Raw genomic sequence first — 17,402 nt, 5'->3', positions numbered from 1 at the left:
TTTAAAACTTTTTTAACTTCTTCAAGTGTAATGAGTACGTTTTCTTCCTCATTGTACATGGGTATGATTAGAGAAACTTCCATGAATAGAATTTGGCGATATAAAGATATAAGTTTTTAGAAAAAAGAGGATATTTAAGTATATTTTTTTAAAAAATAAATCTAGTCAAATGTTAATGTATCTAAATTTTATTCAGTTTCTTGAATTGTTTGGGTAGGGGTTTATGTTTGGCAGGTGCTCCTATTGCCAGATAGTATGGGGGCACGTCCCTAGTCACAATGGCCCCTGCAGCCACCATGGCTCCTTCACCCACTTCAATTCCTGAAAGGAATGTTGAATTTGCTCCAATTGATGCTCCTTTCCTTATTATTGGTCCTTTAAGATCATAGGTTGCTCGTAAAGGATAACGATCGTTGGTGAAGCATGAACAAGGTCCAAGGAAAACTTGATCTTCAATTAAAGTATTTTGTGGGATGTAAACATTTGATTGTATGCTGATATTGCTACCAATTTCGCAATGGCCCTCGATGACACTATTAGTGCCGAGGAGTACTTTGTCCCCTATTTTAGTCTTTTCCCGGATTAGTACTCCGTGTCCAGTTTGAAAATCATTCCCAATTTCCACATCATTGTAGATCACAGTGTTGGAACGGAGAAGTGCATTTTTACCTATTACTGGAGGTTTAGATCTGAATTTGTAACTAACTCCCAGAGTAACATTTTCATGCACTTTAGGCTGGTTAAGCTCTTCTTCAGTGCCCACTCCAAAGAATCGACTTCTAAAATTAGTCTTCTCATTGGAGCCCCATGGATTTTTAAATAACGACATATAACTCAATTTATCGTGTTATTGTTGTGGTAGATATTAGAGATGACATACTATTTCTTCATGCTCACTAATCTAGTTTACCATTTTACCAATACACATTGTATTGAGAATAGGAGTAGCATTATCCCAGTAAATTATTGGGACAATGGATAATTTCCTTTATTTTTTATTAACCTCCAACTGATTAAGAGCAATATTCATATATATAAGATTTCACCAATTATCTGTAAATATTGACGGGAGTCAAAATGAATAAACAATTTTTGGTTAGGATCGGGATTATTTTATTGATATTTTCGGTTGGATTATTCTTGAGATTGGATGCCGTTAATTTAGACGGATATTCTGATGCTGAAAAAAGTTTTTATCAAGATGAAAACGGTCTTCCTTACATGATCGAGTTGGACTCCTACTACAACTATCGTTTAACAAAAAACCTATTAGAACATGGATATATGGGTGATGCCATTATTAACGGTGTCCAATGGGATTTACATTCCTATTATCCTGGAGTTCCCCTTGATTACCCTCCTCTTATAGCTTATTTAACAGCATTCATCTATAAATTCGTGAATTTATTTACCGAAATACCTCTTCTAGTTGTCTGTTTTTGGTTATCTGCTTTTATAGCGCCTTTGGCAGGAATCATAGCCTATTTATTTATGGGTAGGTTCACTAACCAGTACGGGGCAGTTGCTGCAGGTGTGCTAACAGTAACTATTCCATTTTATTTCGCTCGCACAGTTCCAGGATGGTTTGATACTGACATGTTCAATTTAATATTTCCTTTTTTAGTGGTCTGGTTTTTATTTGAAGTATTTGATAATATAAATAAATCTACCGAAAAAGGGATTTATTTTTCAATATTTTCAGGATTATCTCTTTTCCTGTTTTCTTTGGCTTGGAGTGGGTGGCAATATTTATTTTATATCATAATCATTTTCTGGGCAATTCACATTATTTGGAGTAGTTTTAAGGGTGAAAATTTTAAAAACCATCTGTACTGTTTTTCAGTATTTTTAATCACCACTATAGTTTTAGTATGGTTATTTACCGGGTTTATTAATATTATAAAACTACTATATTCTCCTTTGCAATTAATTGGTTTATACGGGGCATCCTGGCAGGACTGGCCTAATATTTATATTTCGGTTTCTGAATTGGGTCCACCTTTCTTGGAAGAACTCCTTGCAGTGTTGGGAGTCTCTATCTACGCAGGATTATTAGGCATAATATGGATTGGCAGAATACTATCAAATGAATCATTACAAAATAGAATACTACCTCGAATGAACTGGTTATCGTTTTCGTTCTTAGTATTTTGGGGTTTTGCTGGTATTTTTTCTTTAACACAAGGTTACAGATTTATCATGCTCATTGTTCCTCCCCTGATTGTTAGCACAAGTTTCATGATTGGAATCTCAGTCCAATACTTAAATATCCTAGCAAACAGTGAAAAAACTCTCTTTCTTAGAAAAAAACCAGTTTTAACTTTTTTTGCTATTATTATTTTATTTGTAACATTACTTCCGGGAATAATTAATGTACAAATGTACAATTACTCGACTCCAAATATAGATGATGATTATTGGGAAGCAGCCATATGGATAAAAAATAACACAACCAAAAATACGGTTATTGTAACTGATTGGAGTTTTGGTCATGTATGCACGGCTATTGCTGATCGTTCTGTTGTTCAAGATGGTAGAATGGGTTATATAGAAACGTTATCAGCGCGTAACTATGATAATTTATATCCATTTAAAGACAAATCTCCAAGCACATCCCGGAATTACTGGATTTCTAGATCATTTTCTACAGATAATGAAAGTCTTTCTGCAGGAATTCTCCAAATGATCACCACTACCGGGGATCAAGGTTTTATCAAGATAAATATGAGTATAAAAAACACAACAAAAACTGTGGAGGTAATGAATAATATATTAGGTCTTCAACGGTCTGATGCCAAAGAATTACTTATTAATCACTACAATTTCCAAGATCATCAAGTGGAAGAAATTTTAAAATTAACACATCCTGAAAATCCATCACCAATGGTTTTAGTCACCTATGATAATGATATTGTTCATGGGTTTTGGACTTTTGAGTTTGGGGAGTGGAACTTCCAAGAAAGACGCACCAATAATTACACTTACTCTGTGGGGGATGTAGAAAAGAAAGGTGATTTATTCATTTTTTCTAATGATGTTATGTGGGATATTAAAACTAAAAATGTTGTTTGGAAAAATAAAACACCATATTGTGTGGGTTATGTTAAAAATAGAAGCTCAGAAAAGATTTATATGGATTCTAATAGTGATTTTTGTATATTCATAATTGATGATAAAAAGGCAGTGGTCATGGATAAAAGATTTGAAAATTCCATCTTCACCAAGTTAGTTCTTGAAAAGAGCAACTCAACGATTTATAAACCTTTATATGCAAATAAAGGCGTAACTGTTTGGGGATTAAAATAACAAAAAATTACATCCTATTAATTGTATTATCCCTTGCAGTTTCTACAACTTTAGTAATGTTTCCAGCAACAGAGTCGGTAATATCTAATACGAAAATACCTGCAATAATTACAATAACTAGAATAGCACCAATAAGCAGTATCATTTCTGCACTAATTTGACCTTTTTCATCCATATTTATCCACCTTCAAAGAAATCGTGCCTTTTAAGGTGTATTGAGTTGAAAATTTTTTTCATCAACACATCTTAATAATCATTTACTATTAGTCATATATGATGCGAGTAGTATAAATCATTTATTATTTCAGATATGTATCACATTTTTTTTTGGTTTTTTGCTCTGTTTTTGAGAGGTATTTGGTCAAATGCTTTGAGTTCTTCATTTTATACATTTTCTTATTGGTTCTGTGTCGTATGCTTTGTCTGCTACTATGTAATTTGGTTTATATTTTTTGATTATGTCTTAATGCGGGTTTTGCAAATTGTGTGTCGTATTTTCGGTCCATGTGATGTTTGATATATATAAAATAAGGCGTGTTTTTACGTCTATTGTTAAGTAGGTTTTTTTTATGTAGCTTTTTCTTTCTTTTTGCCTTATTTTTGCATAATACTTGTGTGCATAATCATTAGTGAAACCAGAGCCGTCTAATGCTATTATATCTTGCTTTAATATCGTTTAATGATAATTATTAAACGGTTAATATTTTCTAATTTGTTTTGAAGGTAGTCTTTTAAAAAATTTTTGGGATCGTTGTAAAAGTGTGGAACCTTTTTTATTCTCAATATATTTCTTAATTAGGTCTGATACATCAATAAAAATCAATTATTTCACGATATAGTTGATTTTTGTGTAAATTTTCATTGCTAATGTTGTGAATATAAAATGGTTTGAAAAAGCATTTAGATATACTTGCTTATCGCTATTTTAACATAATAATATGTCCTTTCAATGAATTCGACCAACTTATTTTCTTTTAATCCACTATTCTATGTTTGAAAATCTTTTAAACATTGAATATCTAGAATTTTTAAAATTAAAATCCAAAAGATTTAACTGCTTTAAGACCCTACAATAAACAGGGGAATAATAGATTTTGTTAATCATAATAATATTATTCCTCTTTCCCTTTATAAATACTTTAGCAACTGTATTTAAAAATATGTAAGTGTAATTTCGAGTGAAAACAGGAAAAACTCAACCTAAAACTAATAAAGTTATTTTTTATTACCAAAAAAAATCAAACAACCTCAATTTCAAATAAAAAAAAAACATGGTTTCTACAAAGCCATAATCATAAAAAAAATAAAAAAGTAACCAACAAATATTGAAATATTTATTGGCATTACGTTACGGCACACTTAAATATTCTGTCTTGCAGAAACACTGCTTCTTACAGCAGTTATATCGTCACTGCTTCTGAAATTGGTGTTAGCGAAGTATTGTTGGTAGATTATTAGTGCAGCTATTGCGATCACTATAACACCACCGAACAATAGAATGTATTCAGCTGCGCCTTGTCCTTTTTCGTCTTTTAACAAACTCATATTTTTTCCTCCAATATTTTTTTTTAAAATTATTAATGAATGTGATATCTTATTCATAAGATATTATATAAGTGTAATGTTTTATCCTCTATTATAACTCTGGTTAACACTTGCTCTGACTGAACTCAAATCTGTTTCCGAGTTTATTCCAGCGCCAGTTTCGAAGTATGCTTGGTAAATTAACAATGCAGCTATAGCCATCACGATTACACCGCCAAACAGTAGAATGTATTCAGCTGCGCCTTGTCCACGTTCATCCTTAATAATATTCATACTTACCCCCATGCCTCATTGAAGATCCACATAACTTCTTTGAAGACCTCATAATGATAATACTATTTATTCATTCTACTTATATATATAATTGTTGGTGGAGAGCAAAATTGTCAGCTTGACAATTCCGAGTCTTCAAAATGTATTTAGTTTCACATATAAATATCTTTTATATACTCTTTTGTGCATATTATCACATAGTGATTTAAGGGGATGGTGGATTATGCCTAAAAACTATAATTTAAGAAATATAATCCTAGAAGTACTGGAAGGTAATGAACTATCAAAAAAAACCATTTTAGAGGCTGTTAGATCCAGATCAGGGGTGGGAGCATCTGATAAAACCTTCAACGAGTCTTTAATGGCATTGTTACGTGAGGGGCAGATCTACATTGCAGATTATGATTTCTCAATCTACACTGGTGTGAAAAGAATTCAGTCAATAAGGCCGGATGGTATTGTTTTCGGAGTTTCCAGAATGGATTTCGTGGAAATAGAAACCATATTAAAACAGATGGAAAGCCAAAACCAGGAAGAAGTCTACCGTGCTTCCAAAAACCTTAAAAGATTATTCCGCAGAAAAATCGATGAAATTCGAAAAGACAAGAACCAGGAAATAGAAAGTAATGCAGATTCCCTTTTTAACCAGACCATGTATTACATGAACTCTTTAGGAGAAGAACCAAAAAGGAGTCTAAGAAATAAATTAGCATGGAGTTTAAGCAACAATAAAGGGTCACTTGAAATGTTTAAAAGCATTGCATCATTTATTGAATCTCAAAAAATGAGTTAACTAATGAGAAAACCTAATCAAACATTTTTTTTAGGTAATGGTTCCTAAAAATATAGAGGATCTACCTAGAATTTTTAATCAAACTATAATTATGCAAAAACAAATTCCATAAAGAGTTTTTTAAAATCTAACAACAGATTACTGATAGTGAAGTGGCTTAAATGAAAGTACTCTTTATCCCCTGTGGTATTGGAATGGGACACACATCCCGTGCAGTAGCCCTGGCTGGGAACGTCATCAGAAATGGAGATGAGGTTCTTTTTGCAAGTTATGGTTCTGGTTTCCAGATGCTGAATAGTTACAGTAACTTCAATGTGGTCAAACTACCAGAAATCAAGTTTTATGGCAGTTCAGGTGAATTAAATCTAAAATACACAGCAAAAAAATCTATTGACGCTCCATTCATTTTTTTAAAAAGCATTTACCATGAATCCCGCATTATCAAGGAATTCAACCCAGATGTGGTTGTTTCTGATTCCCATTATTCGGTTCCCATCACCTGTAAAGTTATGGGAATACCTTGCGTACTGGTAAGCAATGACTTATACCCTGACTTTAAAGAGGTTTACCAGAACGACCGAACCATGGAGTACCTTGAAAATGGCTTGCAACGCTTCATAAAAGATGTATCAAAATTGTGCCAGTCAATTATCATTCCGGATGTAAAAAATTCATGGGAGATTCCACCACAAATTCGTGAACGGGTTAATTTCACTGGACCCATCCTTAAAATGAATACCAAGACCATGGATAGTAAAGTGGAACTTCGCCGCAGATTCGGATTTGAAAAATCAGAGAAAATAGTAATGGTCACTGTAGGAGGATCCCAATTTGGGAGTAAACTTCTAAATCTGGTTTGCAAGGCAGCCCCAGATCTGGATTGTGACCGGTTAATATTGGTAACCGGGCCACAGAACAAGCTGGATCATGCAGAATCATCATCCCGCATAATTGTAAAGAAGTACTTGGAAGATATGATGGAATGGATGAAACTATCTGATCTGCTGGTAAGTCTGGCTGGGCATACTACTTGCATGGAATTAGCGTCTCTGGGAATTCCCAGCCTATTAATACCCATTGAAAACCATCCTGAACAGTTAAAAAATGCACTTAAAATGGAAAGTTATGGAATCGCCCATGTGAAAAACATGGAAAATTTAAATTCTAAAGACCTTACCAATTACATTAATTATGCACTGGATGACCCGGATTTGAAGGAAGGATCAGCCCATACTCAAAAAATATTCTCACAATACAATGGAACTGAAAAAGCATCTAAGATCATCAAGGACTGTATTGCCGGTAATAAAAATTAGATCCACTGAGAAATTAGGCACCCCACCAAAAAAATAGAGTTATTCCATTAAATAAGATTCAGGGAATCCTTTGATAAAATCAATAAAAAAACAATAATATATCTATCATAATTCATTAACAAAATAGTATGAAATGTAAAATTAAAAAAAATTGGTTGAATATTATTGTTGTGATTCCGGAAAATATTAATAATTGATCAGACCCATTTTTATTATGGAAATCATTTTTATAAGACCTATACTGAAAGAACGATAATAATGGTGTGTGATGTAACTAATAATTTATAAATAATCCCTAACATAATAGAATCAGGAGGTATGAGGATGATCAATTTAATTGTCAGTGTTTTTGGGGCTCTCATGGTGATTGGTGGATTATATTTTATGTATCTTGGTTTTAGTATTCCCCCCAACCCATTAGCATTCTTCGTAGGTTTAATAGCATCAGTTTTTGGAGTTATTTTAATCATATTCTTTGGAAGCAGAATAGATCTTTCTGGAGGAGTCATTTCAAGACCAAAAAAGGAGGTTTCTCCAAGACCATCTGTTAAAAAGTCAAAACCAGTTAAAGTCCCGCCTAAAGTGAAAAAACCCTCAATACCTCGTGATACTTCTAAGTCTAAGGCTATTAAACCCAAACCAGTTCCTAAAGAGGAACCTAAATTAATTAAACCCACAAAAACTACACCGTCAGAAAAAAAGGGAAAGGCAATTAAACCCCAGAAGACAATAAAACCCAAAAAAGCTGTTACTCCAGAAAAAGCCATAACTCCCAAAAAGATCACACCTCAAGCTAAACCGCAAGCTGACACCGAAAAACCAACAACTTCACCACAAGATGCTGCCCAAAAAACTAAGGTAGCACCTAAAAAAATCGCACCAGTTAAAAAATCTGCAGAAGAACAAAAGCCACCATTATCTGGCCAAAAAATAACCCCAGAAAAAACACAAAAACCTGCAGAAGAAAAAATGAAACCTCCTGCCCCCAAATCTGTGTTAGAAACTGCTGATAAGGAACGTTTGAAAGAACTTCAAACACGCCCTGGGCGTGATGATCAGTTTGTTAAAAATAGGCTGAACAAACTGAAAGAAAACTATATTGAAAATGCAAAGGACATTGAAAACATAATTGATGAACGCTTAGACTCATTCAAAGGAACCATTGACAAACTAAAGACAGACTCAACGGAACCCAGCATAATATGGTCATTTGAAGCCCAAGATGTTCAGGAAGCCATGAAAGACACCATCATAACTGCTGAAAGTAAGTTATTGATGATGTATCCCTGGGTGCGTAATATTGACGTTGGAATACTCAAGAAATTCATGGACATTAATAGTCGTATGATTATCCAGGAAGCTAGTCTGGATGATGATGCTTCAGTGGAATTAATCAAATTACTGCAAGAGAAAAATGTTCACATCAGAACCATGCCACATGTACACACTGTGGCTGTGGTGGCAGATGAGGCTAACGGTCTGATAATATCCACCGATCCTATATACGAAAGTTATGAAGTAGGGGTTATCTACAAAGATAAAAAATCTATTTTAGAAATAGAACGAATGTTTGAGGATGCTTGGAGCATCTCACAAGATGTGGATCTGGGGTTACGAGAATGAAGATCAAATGGCTGGGACATTCTGCATTTTTAATATCCACACTTAACAAGGTGAACATTTTAATTGACCCCTTTATTAGGGATAACCCTTCCTGTCCAGTGGAGGTGGATGATCTTAAAGCAGACATCATATGCGTAACACATGGTCATAAAGACCATTTCGGGGACACTGTTGAATTGGCTGAGAAAAATGGTGCCACCATAATCTGTAACCATGAACATTCAGTATATCTATCCCAACAAGAACTGGAAACCATGGGTATGAACAAGGGAGGAACAGTTAAATCTGAAGGAATATCATTCACCATGGTCAATGCTTTTCATTCTTCAGACATGGACTTTGTTGATGGAATAGGTCCTGGTGGGAGTTCCTGTGGTTTTATACTGGAACTGGAAAATAATCGGAAGATTTACCATTCTGGTGACACCTGTATTTTTGGGGACATGAAAACAGTAATCAGAGATATTTACCGGCCACATATTGCATTACTTCCTATTGGCGACCGTTACACCATGGGGGTAATGGAGGCTTCCATAGCTGCAAATTGGATCGAACCAGAAGTCATAATACCCATGCATTACAACACATTCCCAGTGATAGAACAGGATCCATACCGGTATAAAAAAATGGTTGAAATGTCCACTAACACTAAAGTAGCCATACTTAAACCTGGCGAAACATATCAGGAGTAACCAAAGCCACCACTAATAATTTTAGACAAGAAAATTTATATTAATTCAATACGTATTCTATCAAATGCAAATAGTAATAGTCCATTTTATCTGCCAACCAAATTAGCAGATTAAAAAGGACTAGATGAGTATTATTCAGAATTAAACAAGATAGTTAATGTGCGGTCATAAAAGAGTGATTAAATGGTTGATATCATGCAAAGGATTTTCAGGAAAAAATTTTTCAGAGACATCTTCAACAAACTTATAGGAAAGGAAAAAAAACTCAAAATCGGATTTTACGGACATCCTAACTCAGGCAAAACTACCCTAGCTAATAGAATGACCAAAGACTGGACTGGTAAATCATTGGGGTTAATCTCAGAAATACCTCATGAAACCCGAAAGGTCTGCCGGCAAGAAAGAGTCACCCTCACCTATGATGGTGTTGAACTGGACTTTGATATCATAGACACTCCTGGAATTGCCACTAAAATTGATTATAAAAATTTCTTAGAATACGGCCTATCAGAACAAGATGCGAAAGAAAGAGCTAAGGAGGCTACGAAGGGCATAATTGAAGCTATAAAATGGTTAGATGATGTTACGGGTGTTCTTCTAGTGGTGGACTCCACTCAAGACCCCCTAACCCAAGCCAACATTACCATTATTGGTAATTTAGAGGCACGCAACATACCCTTTGTAGTGGTGGCCAACAAGGTAGATCTCCCTGAATCAAACACTGGAAGAATCCTCTCTGTGTTTCCCCAGCATAGAGTGGTGGGAATATCTGCCCTTAAGGGAGAAAATGTAGATGAACTTTACCAAGCTATGGTGGAAAGGTTCAATTAGGAGGGTTTTTATATGAATGAAGTGAATTATGCTCTTAAAATGGATTTCATATCCTCTGATGTTCTTAAAAGCCAGAGTAGTATTGAAAAAATTTCCATGATTATGGAAAAAGTAAAAAAGGGCGAAATACTGGTAATCGAGGGTGGTTTGGAGCCAGAGGAAGAAGCAGAACTTATTGAAACCACCATGCGCGAGATCGATGTGGAGAGTTTTGTGGGAATTGATATTTACACCTTAGAAAAAGATGAAGCATCATTTTTTGGCCTTTCAAAGAAGAAAACAGTGGGTATAACCATAATTGGTCCAGCTAACATCATGAAACAGGTGAAACGGAAATCTAACTTCATATCCATGGTGGCCAGTCTCGGTGATAGTGATGCATCGATGTATTAAATGCGGAAAGGAATTTCAAGACTCAGAAAACCTCCTCCTGGAAGGATGCCCCCAATGTGGTAGTAAGTTCTTTGAATTCCACCAGGACGGGAAAGTAACCAAGATCAAGGAAAGTAAGGGTAGTTCTGTGGAAACAATAATGGTTCATGAGCAGGGAGTTTATGAGTTGAACCTTGAATCCATTATGGCTGATGAATCAGTTATAGTTTCAGATGAAGAAGGAAAATATCTTATTGACATTAACTACATTTTAAAAAAGAAAAATAAGCAAAAAAAAAGGTCATAACTTCCTGAATCATCCTACTATGCAAAATCACATTTTCCAGAAGGCAACACCCGGATTACATCATCCAAAGTTAAAATATGGTCTGGGTCGATTTTTTTAAGAACAGACCGGGCTATCTCCTCTTTTTTAGTGAAACCTGGCTTTAAAACCACGTAATTCTCCGAATATTTGGCCACTGCGTCTTCAGGACCTGCCATTATCCGTTCCCCCTCATAATCAACAATACCCACTGCTATTTTTAGAGGTATTCCCCTAAGGTAATTCCTGCTGCCCCTGATTATGAAGGCCCCCCTGGCCACGAACTCACCAGATTGCGGTGTTTTGGAAACCTGATCTGGATGGACCCAGTAAACATCCTGAGAACCATAACCCTTACTCCAAGCACTGGAAAACGATGCAGCCAGGAATCCTGCTTCCTGGATAGTGCTTTCAGGGATATCCTCTTCACCCTTTTTTATAACCACTGATGGGGCGCCATGGATATCGGAGTGGAGGTAGATGTCCTGGTTGTCTAGGTAACGTTTTACCACCAGTTCATTGGTACCAGCATCTCTGCCACCAACCACCAGCAGCCCATCAGATGAAAGGAACCATCTAAGTTTTTCAAACCATTTAAGTTCTCTACGCACTCTTTTCTGGGGAACTTGAACCTTCTCCAGGGCTAAGTCCCGTTTATTCCTCATTCTCTCCAAATCCTGTTTTGTGCGTTTGATGGCTATTTTAACACCATTAATTTTCTTTTTGGCTTTTTTTCCTTTGTCATAATATTTTGCAGCGTTTTCAGGGATGTCTAGGTTGGCATCAACAATCACCCGTTCATCCTCTAAATTCAATAAAAGCACACCCATCTTATCTAGTGATTCAATAGGTTGAGCTTCTTTCAAACCTTCTTTACGGCCTTTTTTGAGTTTTGATCCTATTTCTTTCCATGAAAATTTTTCCCGGGCATTATGAATGATTTCCAGAATATTTTGAACCTCACTGTAATGGGCATATAAAAGGTCACCTTTTTTTTTGGAGTCAACAACAGTTTTACGGAATCCTTCCAAAGTTTCCTCCTGTATCCTGAGCCGTTTTTCATATTTACCTACTTCTTTTGCCCAAACATCTTCCTGGACCTTCTTGATATCTGCACCAACCTTTCTGCTGTAGAATTCATCGGCAGCCTGGTTGAAGGTGTCAAAAGATTCTTTCTTAAAGTCTTTATAAGTTAGAATATCCAGTGGTAGCAGATCTTCTTTACCTATTTTCGTGGCAGTTGGAACTTTTTGGTTGTGATTTTTTTCTCCACCAACACCATTTGCATCTTCTCCTATAATCTCGTGCACGATTTGAGGCTGGAATTTGAAGGTTTTAAGGGGTTTAAAAAGTTCTTCCATGCTTTGGTGGACTAATTCAATTTTATCTGCACTTAGATCATTGGCTGGGAGATTTTTATCAACACCTGAACGTAGAATTATCTCTTCTGAGTACATGCCCCCCAATCCGCTTCTGGCAAGAGTTCGAATAACATCTGAGTCAGAATGGCTGAATAAGTCTTTTAAATCATCTAGTTCAACATCAAGGGGGTGTATTCCTCTTTCCTGAGGGTACTGGTATTTTTCCTTTGAAGTTATCTTTCTACCCTTAAGATGGCGATGTTTGAGGGGGAGTATTATCTGGTTTGCTTCATCCAAAAGTATTATATTGCCTTGGGAGAAAAGTTCTACAACCAGTGTAAAATCATGTTCTTTCTGGATATCAATTTCCAGTATACGGTCAAAGTTATGCTGCCTAACTCCCCTTACTGTGGCGTTTTTCAAGTGTTTTCGAAGAAGCATGGGAAATGATGGAGGCACTTTAGGGTTTTCTGGTGGATACTGGGTGGTGTGCACCCGAACTCCAGCTTGGAAAACCACATCAACTCTTCCCTTTCCTGGAACATGGAATCTTATGATCACAGTGTCCCTGGTGGGTTGGTATGCTTTTTGAACCCTTGCATCTTTAAGTAATTGGTTGAGTTCATGGGAAATGGCGTAAAGATCAACATTGGACATGGTTTTCATGGAAACACCTTTATTTATATTTATATGAACTATAATTTAATATGTAAAATGGAGGAAAAAAATGGAACTCGAAGTTAAGTTAACTGGTGTGCATGCTGTACTTGCCATTGTTGCAGGTTATTTATCATTTTTACTTTCAACTGGAGCCATTTCAGGCTTGGGTAAAAATGAGGTTATTGCAGTTCTTGCTGGGTTGATTATTCTTTATCTGGCAGGGCAGCTATCTGAGCGAATCTTTGGCAAAGAACAGGTTGGCGGATTTAAAGGCTGGCTATGGAGTGGTATTGTACCTTTCTTCTTTATCTGGATAGTAGTTTGGGTTCTTTTCTACAACCATTAGGACATGGTTGGAATTACCAAGACATAATTTTTTTTTACATTATATCTTTTTTCAAGTAGTTCGTACTATACCTCTTTAGATTGTCCAGTAGAATACCCATATAAAGACAAATAGCAGTGCCAGTACAAAGACTAATGGGGCGAAGATCCTACTTACTGCCACAATAGAACTAATGGTGGTCACCAGTTCTGTTGAGTGTGTGGGACCTAGTGTATTGATTTTTGAAATTTTCGCTAACTTGACACCTGCTGTAACTGGTTCCAAATCATCTATAGCCTTTTTTGTGCATTCAACTATTTTGGCAATGATAATATCTTGGTTTCTAGTTCCCAGTGGATTGTGACCACCAGATAGGTTGTTAACAAAGTGGGTGTCGGTGGTCATTGCTTCGGCAAAATCCACACCAGTTTTTTTAACTGCATTGAGGATCTCATCACGGAATCCGATAACCATGTTGTTTGCATCTAAAATGATGTATGCAGTTTTCTGGCCACCCACCTCTAGTACCATCACTTTAACCCCGCTTTCTCCCACTCCACTCTTTTTATCCAACTCTTTAATGGGGTCATTGGCACAGCCCATTTTAAATTCTTCTTGGTCAGCTTTTTCCAGTTTTTCAGCCGCATCTAAGAGTTGGAATACTTCGGGGTTTCCAGGCAACACACGTCCTGATTCTCCTTTAAATGAGTTATGACAGTCCACAAGAACCACATTTTCTGCTTGTGTACGTCCTTGGATTGTTTTTATCAGGGACAAACCCACACCGAAGTCAATATCATCAAAACCTAAAGGTGCGAATGTGGCTAAAATTATTAAGTTATCTCCGAAATACTGAACACCTAACTTAGCATTTTCACTTTCTACTTGCATAAAAGGGCTGGCCACTTTAGAATATTCCATATCTTCTAAGGCGTTTTCTACCACTTTTTTTATTTTACATATCTCCCTGGAGCTAACTGGGTTAAAATCATGGGTTGAAGGGCCGTGGCTGACCATGGTAAAGGTGTCGAAACTATCAGCCAGGAGAGTGGGCATGTTACCCCCGCCAATATTTCCCACAGGCCCTGGATGAACACATGGAGATATGAAAAGACCCTTAATCCCGTTTTTGGTTTTAAAACTAATCACACCTACTAAAGTGTCAATAGGTTCGCCCATATCCTCAAAAAGTCGTTCCATTGCCTTAGAACCTTCTGAATATTGAGCTAGGAAGAGTGATAGTAGTTCTAGTCCGCCAACGCCCAAATTTCGGCGGATTGGTGATTCAATTACTAGTATGAAGGAGTAAATAGCGATCATCAATATTAATCCGGCCACGATTCCTTTCAATGCCATGGCTATGATGCTGAAAGGTCCAATATTCGTACTTATACTCGTTAAAAAGACAATAACTACCACCATACTTAGGATAAGGATGGGTTGAAATGCGGATATTATAATTGACCGCACTGCACCGATATTGGACGTTCCCCAAATGATAAATGTACGCAAGCCAAAGGCTAAGACGCAGCCTAGTATTAACGCGTCAATAATATAACTGTAAACCGTGAATTTGGAGATTAAACTACCTACAATATATACTATGGAAATTAGTATCATGGTTAAGAGGGATATGAACATGGAGTGTTTCATTTTCATGTATCGCCGTCCTTCCATGCTATTGATAATTGGCTGGGTTATTGCACCATCCATTATTGAAGTTAATCCGAAGATAAGAAAACCAGTGGATCCACCATACACTATGCTATCGAATAATGATACTTTGGGGTCTAAATAGGCAGCAATCACTCCAACAATGAAACTAAGAAAGGTCATGGTTAAAATTGAATAATTACTGGGGGGAATAGTTACCAAGTACTTGGTCAGATTGGTAATGTTATCAACGGCAGACATAACTCACCTCTATAAAAATTTGAAAATACTGAGAATGTAAGAGTATTGTAAACCTTACATATTAATTCTACTCTTTTTATTTGAAATTTAGTTTATGATTCAAGATTCATTAAGATATTTCCACTATTGCTATTTACTTCTTAATATGGTAAGAAAAACAGTGAATGAATTAGTGAGAAAACATTTTATTAACTTGTTTGTATACTTTTTAGTATTTCTATTAATCATTGTTATCTCCATATTTTCATCTAATTACACTTATTAAATAATTGATTAAAAATAGTTAATATTTTATTACTATACTTTTGTTTTGAAGTTTTCCATCTTCCTTTCTTTTCATGTGGCAATTTGTAATATTAGGATTCCAAAAGTTAGAATTTTTTTTAAACGTATTTTTTTAAATAAAACAATTCATGCAAACGTAAAGGAATGTAATGTAATGCCATGTATATAAAACTATTCACGACTTATTTAAACAGATCTAAAAAAATGTTAATTGAGGCCTAATTAAATTTTAAACCATTAACAATCTTTAATTTCATGTTAATTTTGTTTTCAACTTATAAAAATATGTGAACCATCATAGGGGTTGGATAGTATATTATGGAATGGGATTTATTCCCAAAGCCTTATTAAAAATGGAAAGAATTAAATCTATATTAAATATATAATTACTCAAAATCAGATTCGACATAGATTACAAGGAAAATCACATATAAAGATTTTAATACTTCATTTCAAATCACCCCCCTAGGTGAATCTTGTTGTGATCATAGTTAGGAATATATCAGGTGTGTTAATGGTTTTTAATGGAAAAAAATCCTCTAAATTAGCGGCTAGAGAAGGTGGCTTCTTATTTTGCAGCCACTGTGGAGGACATTACAAACTAAAAAAAGGTGAATCCCAACGTGATTATAGTAAGTGCGAATGTAACAATCCCTTGGAATTCTGCAAAACCAAGAAAATCTTGGACCAGAAAATACATAGTCGTAATCAGAAAAAAGAGGCTTTCAACCATTTTGAAAACCGTATATCAGAAAGAAGAGAAAATTTGAAAGATATTTTCCCTAAAGTAGTAATAGACGATGATTTTATAACAGATAGGCAGGTAGAAACCGATTTATGGGATTTTTTAGATAATCGGTTTGAAAAAAAAGGATCTCAAACTGGCAACGAATCCGAATTAACCAGCCAGAAAAAATATCTGGACATAATTCTGGAAGAAGAACGCTTAATGACCATAATTAACCAGAAAAAAACCAGAATGAAAAATGAGTCAGCAATGGATCAAATTGTTAATATATACAACAATAGCGATCCAACCCGTTTATTAGGGATAATAATTATCATATTGATTATCATCCTATTTGCAGTTGTTATAACTCAATTCATGAGTTAACAACTATCAAATTCCCAAAAAAATAAAACCAGCTGGAAATTTAATAATAAAACATATTCAAATTAATTACTCAATTTTAAATATTCTAAACAACTTTTATAAACTACTAAAGGTATGATTATGGAAATACATCTTAAAACGCCTCTAAATAGGGAAGAAACTCAGAAATTAAGAATAAAAGATTCAGTTTACCTATCTGGAACCATTTACACAGCTCGGGACAGTGCTCATAAACGCCTAGTTGAAAAAGGATCACCAGTACCTCTGGAAGGGGCGGTAATATTCCATGCAGGCCCTATAATAAGAAACCAGGATAATAATTACCAGATGGTGGCTGTTGGCCCAACCACCAGCACACGCATGAATCCATATCAAGCAGAAATCTTGGACCAAGGAGTGCTAGCAGTAATTGGAAAGGGAGGCATGGACCAAAAAACATCCGATGCCTTAAAAAGAAATGGAGCAGTCTTCATGGCCGCAGTAGGTGGCTGCGCTGCACTATATGTTAACTCAGTTAAAAAAGTCAAAAATGTCCACTGGCTGGATCTGGGAGTGCCAGAAGCCATATGGGAGTTGGAAGTTAAAAAATTCGGACCACTCATCGTTGCAATGGACTCCACTGGCGCCAACTTATATGAAGAAACTCGGAAAAAATAGATCTTGAAAT

The 17,402-nt window shown here is 35.5% G+C and carries 17 protein-coding genes; 11 read left to right on the top strand and 6 right to left on the bottom strand.

Annotated elements, in window-relative coordinates:
- Positions 1-181 precede the first annotated feature (181 nt).
- Positions 182-829, bottom strand: coding sequence for an N-acetyltransferase (locus tag GXZ72_00160; protein ID HHT17973.1), 648 nt, complete (start codon positions 827-829; stop codon positions 182-184).
- A gap of 248 nt (positions 830-1,077) precedes the next feature.
- Between GXZ72_00160 and GXZ72_00155 the strand changes: the two genes are divergently transcribed.
- Positions 1,078-3,306 carry a peptide transporter gene (locus GXZ72_00155; protein HHT17972.1) on the top strand — a complete coding sequence of 743 codons (2,229 nt, stop codon included), beginning with the start codon at positions 1,078-1,080 and terminating at the stop codon, positions 3,304-3,306.
- 7 nt (positions 3,307-3,313) lie between these two features.
- On the opposite strand, the gene GXZ72_00150 is transcribed toward GXZ72_00155, so the two are convergent.
- From GXZ72_00150 to GXZ72_00140, 3 genes are all read right to left on the bottom strand, one after another.
- A complete protein-coding gene (locus GXZ72_00150; protein HHT17971.1) occupies positions 3,314-3,481 on the bottom strand; it encodes a class III signal peptide-containing protein in 168 nt (55 codons plus the stop codon).
- Between the two features lie 1,184 nt (positions 3,482-4,665).
- Positions 4,666-4,851 carry a class III signal peptide-containing protein gene (locus tag GXZ72_00145; GenBank protein HHT17970.1) on the bottom strand — a complete coding sequence of 62 codons (186 nt, stop codon included), beginning with the start codon at positions 4,849-4,851 and terminating at the stop codon, positions 4,666-4,668.
- An 81-nt stretch (positions 4,852-4,932) separates the two neighbouring features.
- Positions 4,933-5,124 (bottom strand): class III signal peptide-containing protein, encoded by a 192-nt coding sequence (locus GXZ72_00140; GenBank protein ID HHT17969.1) that lies wholly within the window; start codon positions 5,122-5,124, stop codon positions 4,933-4,935.
- A gap of 223 nt (positions 5,125-5,347) precedes the next feature.
- On the opposite strand from GXZ72_00140, the gene GXZ72_00135 reads away from it, so the two are divergent.
- From GXZ72_00135 to GXZ72_00105, 7 genes are all read left to right on the top strand, one after another.
- Positions 5,348-5,917 (top strand): hypothetical protein, encoded by a 570-nt coding sequence (locus tag GXZ72_00135; GenBank protein HHT17968.1) that lies wholly within the window; start codon positions 5,348-5,350, stop codon positions 5,915-5,917.
- A gap of 161 nt (positions 5,918-6,078) precedes the next feature.
- Positions 6,079-7,233: a UDP-N-acetylglucosamine--N-acetylmuramyl-(pentapeptide) pyrophosphoryl-undecaprenol N-acetylglucosamine transferase gene (locus GXZ72_00130; GenBank protein HHT17967.1), complete on the top strand. Its 1,155-nt coding sequence runs from the start codon at positions 6,079-6,081 to the stop codon at positions 7,231-7,233.
- 324 nt (positions 7,234-7,557) lie between these two features.
- Positions 7,558-8,856: a hypothetical protein gene (locus GXZ72_00125; GenBank protein ID HHT17966.1), complete on the top strand. Its 1,299-nt coding sequence runs from the start codon at positions 7,558-7,560 to the stop codon at positions 8,854-8,856.
- Entirely contained in the window at positions 8,853-9,548 is a 696-nt protein-coding gene (locus tag GXZ72_00120; protein HHT17965.1) for a metal-dependent hydrolase, read from the top strand. The genes GXZ72_00125 and GXZ72_00120 overlap by 4 nt, the downstream gene beginning before the upstream one ends.
- Positions 9,549-9,743: 195 nt before the next feature.
- Positions 9,744-10,379, top strand: a complete 636-nt coding sequence (locus GXZ72_00115) for a GTP-binding protein (GenBank protein HHT17964.1) — start codon at positions 9,744-9,746, stop codon at positions 10,377-10,379.
- Positions 10,380-10,391: 12 nt separating this feature from the next.
- Positions 10,392-10,772 (top strand): DUF2073 domain-containing protein, encoded by a 381-nt coding sequence (locus GXZ72_00110; GenBank protein HHT17963.1) that lies wholly within the window; start codon positions 10,392-10,394, stop codon positions 10,770-10,772.
- Complete coding sequence (locus GXZ72_00105) at positions 10,756-11,058, top strand: hypothetical protein (protein HHT17962.1); 303 nt, start codon at positions 10,756-10,758, stop codon at positions 11,056-11,058. Before GXZ72_00110 ends, GXZ72_00105 begins: the two co-directional genes overlap by 17 nt.
- Positions 11,059-11,075: 17 nt before the next feature.
- Here GXZ72_00105 and GXZ72_00100 read toward each other — a convergent pair whose 3' ends face one another.
- Entirely contained in the window at positions 11,076-13,103 is a 2,028-nt protein-coding gene (locus GXZ72_00100) for a fibronectin-binding domain-containing protein (GenBank protein ID HHT17961.1), read from the bottom strand.
- A 61-nt stretch (positions 13,104-13,164) separates the two neighbouring features.
- Between GXZ72_00100 and GXZ72_00095 the strand changes: the two genes are divergently transcribed.
- On the top strand, positions 13,165-13,443 hold the full coding sequence (locus GXZ72_00095) for a DUF5379 family protein (GenBank protein ID HHT17960.1): 279 nt from the start codon (positions 13,165-13,167) through the stop codon (positions 13,441-13,443).
- 75 nt (positions 13,444-13,518) lie between these two features.
- Here GXZ72_00095 and GXZ72_00090 read toward each other — a convergent pair whose 3' ends face one another.
- Positions 13,519-15,336 (bottom strand): DUF2070 family protein, encoded by a 1,818-nt coding sequence (locus tag GXZ72_00090; protein ID HHT17959.1) that lies wholly within the window; start codon positions 15,334-15,336, stop codon positions 13,519-13,521.
- A 799-nt stretch (positions 15,337-16,135) separates the two neighbouring features.
- Here GXZ72_00090 and GXZ72_00085 point away from each other — a divergent pair.
- Positions 16,136-16,735, top strand: coding sequence for a hypothetical protein (locus GXZ72_00085; GenBank protein ID HHT17958.1), 600 nt, complete (start codon positions 16,136-16,138; stop codon positions 16,733-16,735).
- A gap of 120 nt (positions 16,736-16,855) precedes the next feature.
- Complete coding sequence (locus GXZ72_00080) at positions 16,856-17,392, top strand: fumarate hydratase (protein HHT17957.1); 537 nt, start codon at positions 16,856-16,858, stop codon at positions 17,390-17,392.
- Positions 17,393-17,402 lie beyond the last annotated feature (10 nt).

The organism is Methanobacterium sp. (assembly GCA_012838205.1).
In the GTDB taxonomy this organism is placed as follows: Archaea; Methanobacteriota; Methanobacteria; order Methanobacteriales; family Methanobacteriaceae; genus Methanobacterium.
This window is presented reverse-complemented; position numbering and strand designations above follow the sequence as displayed.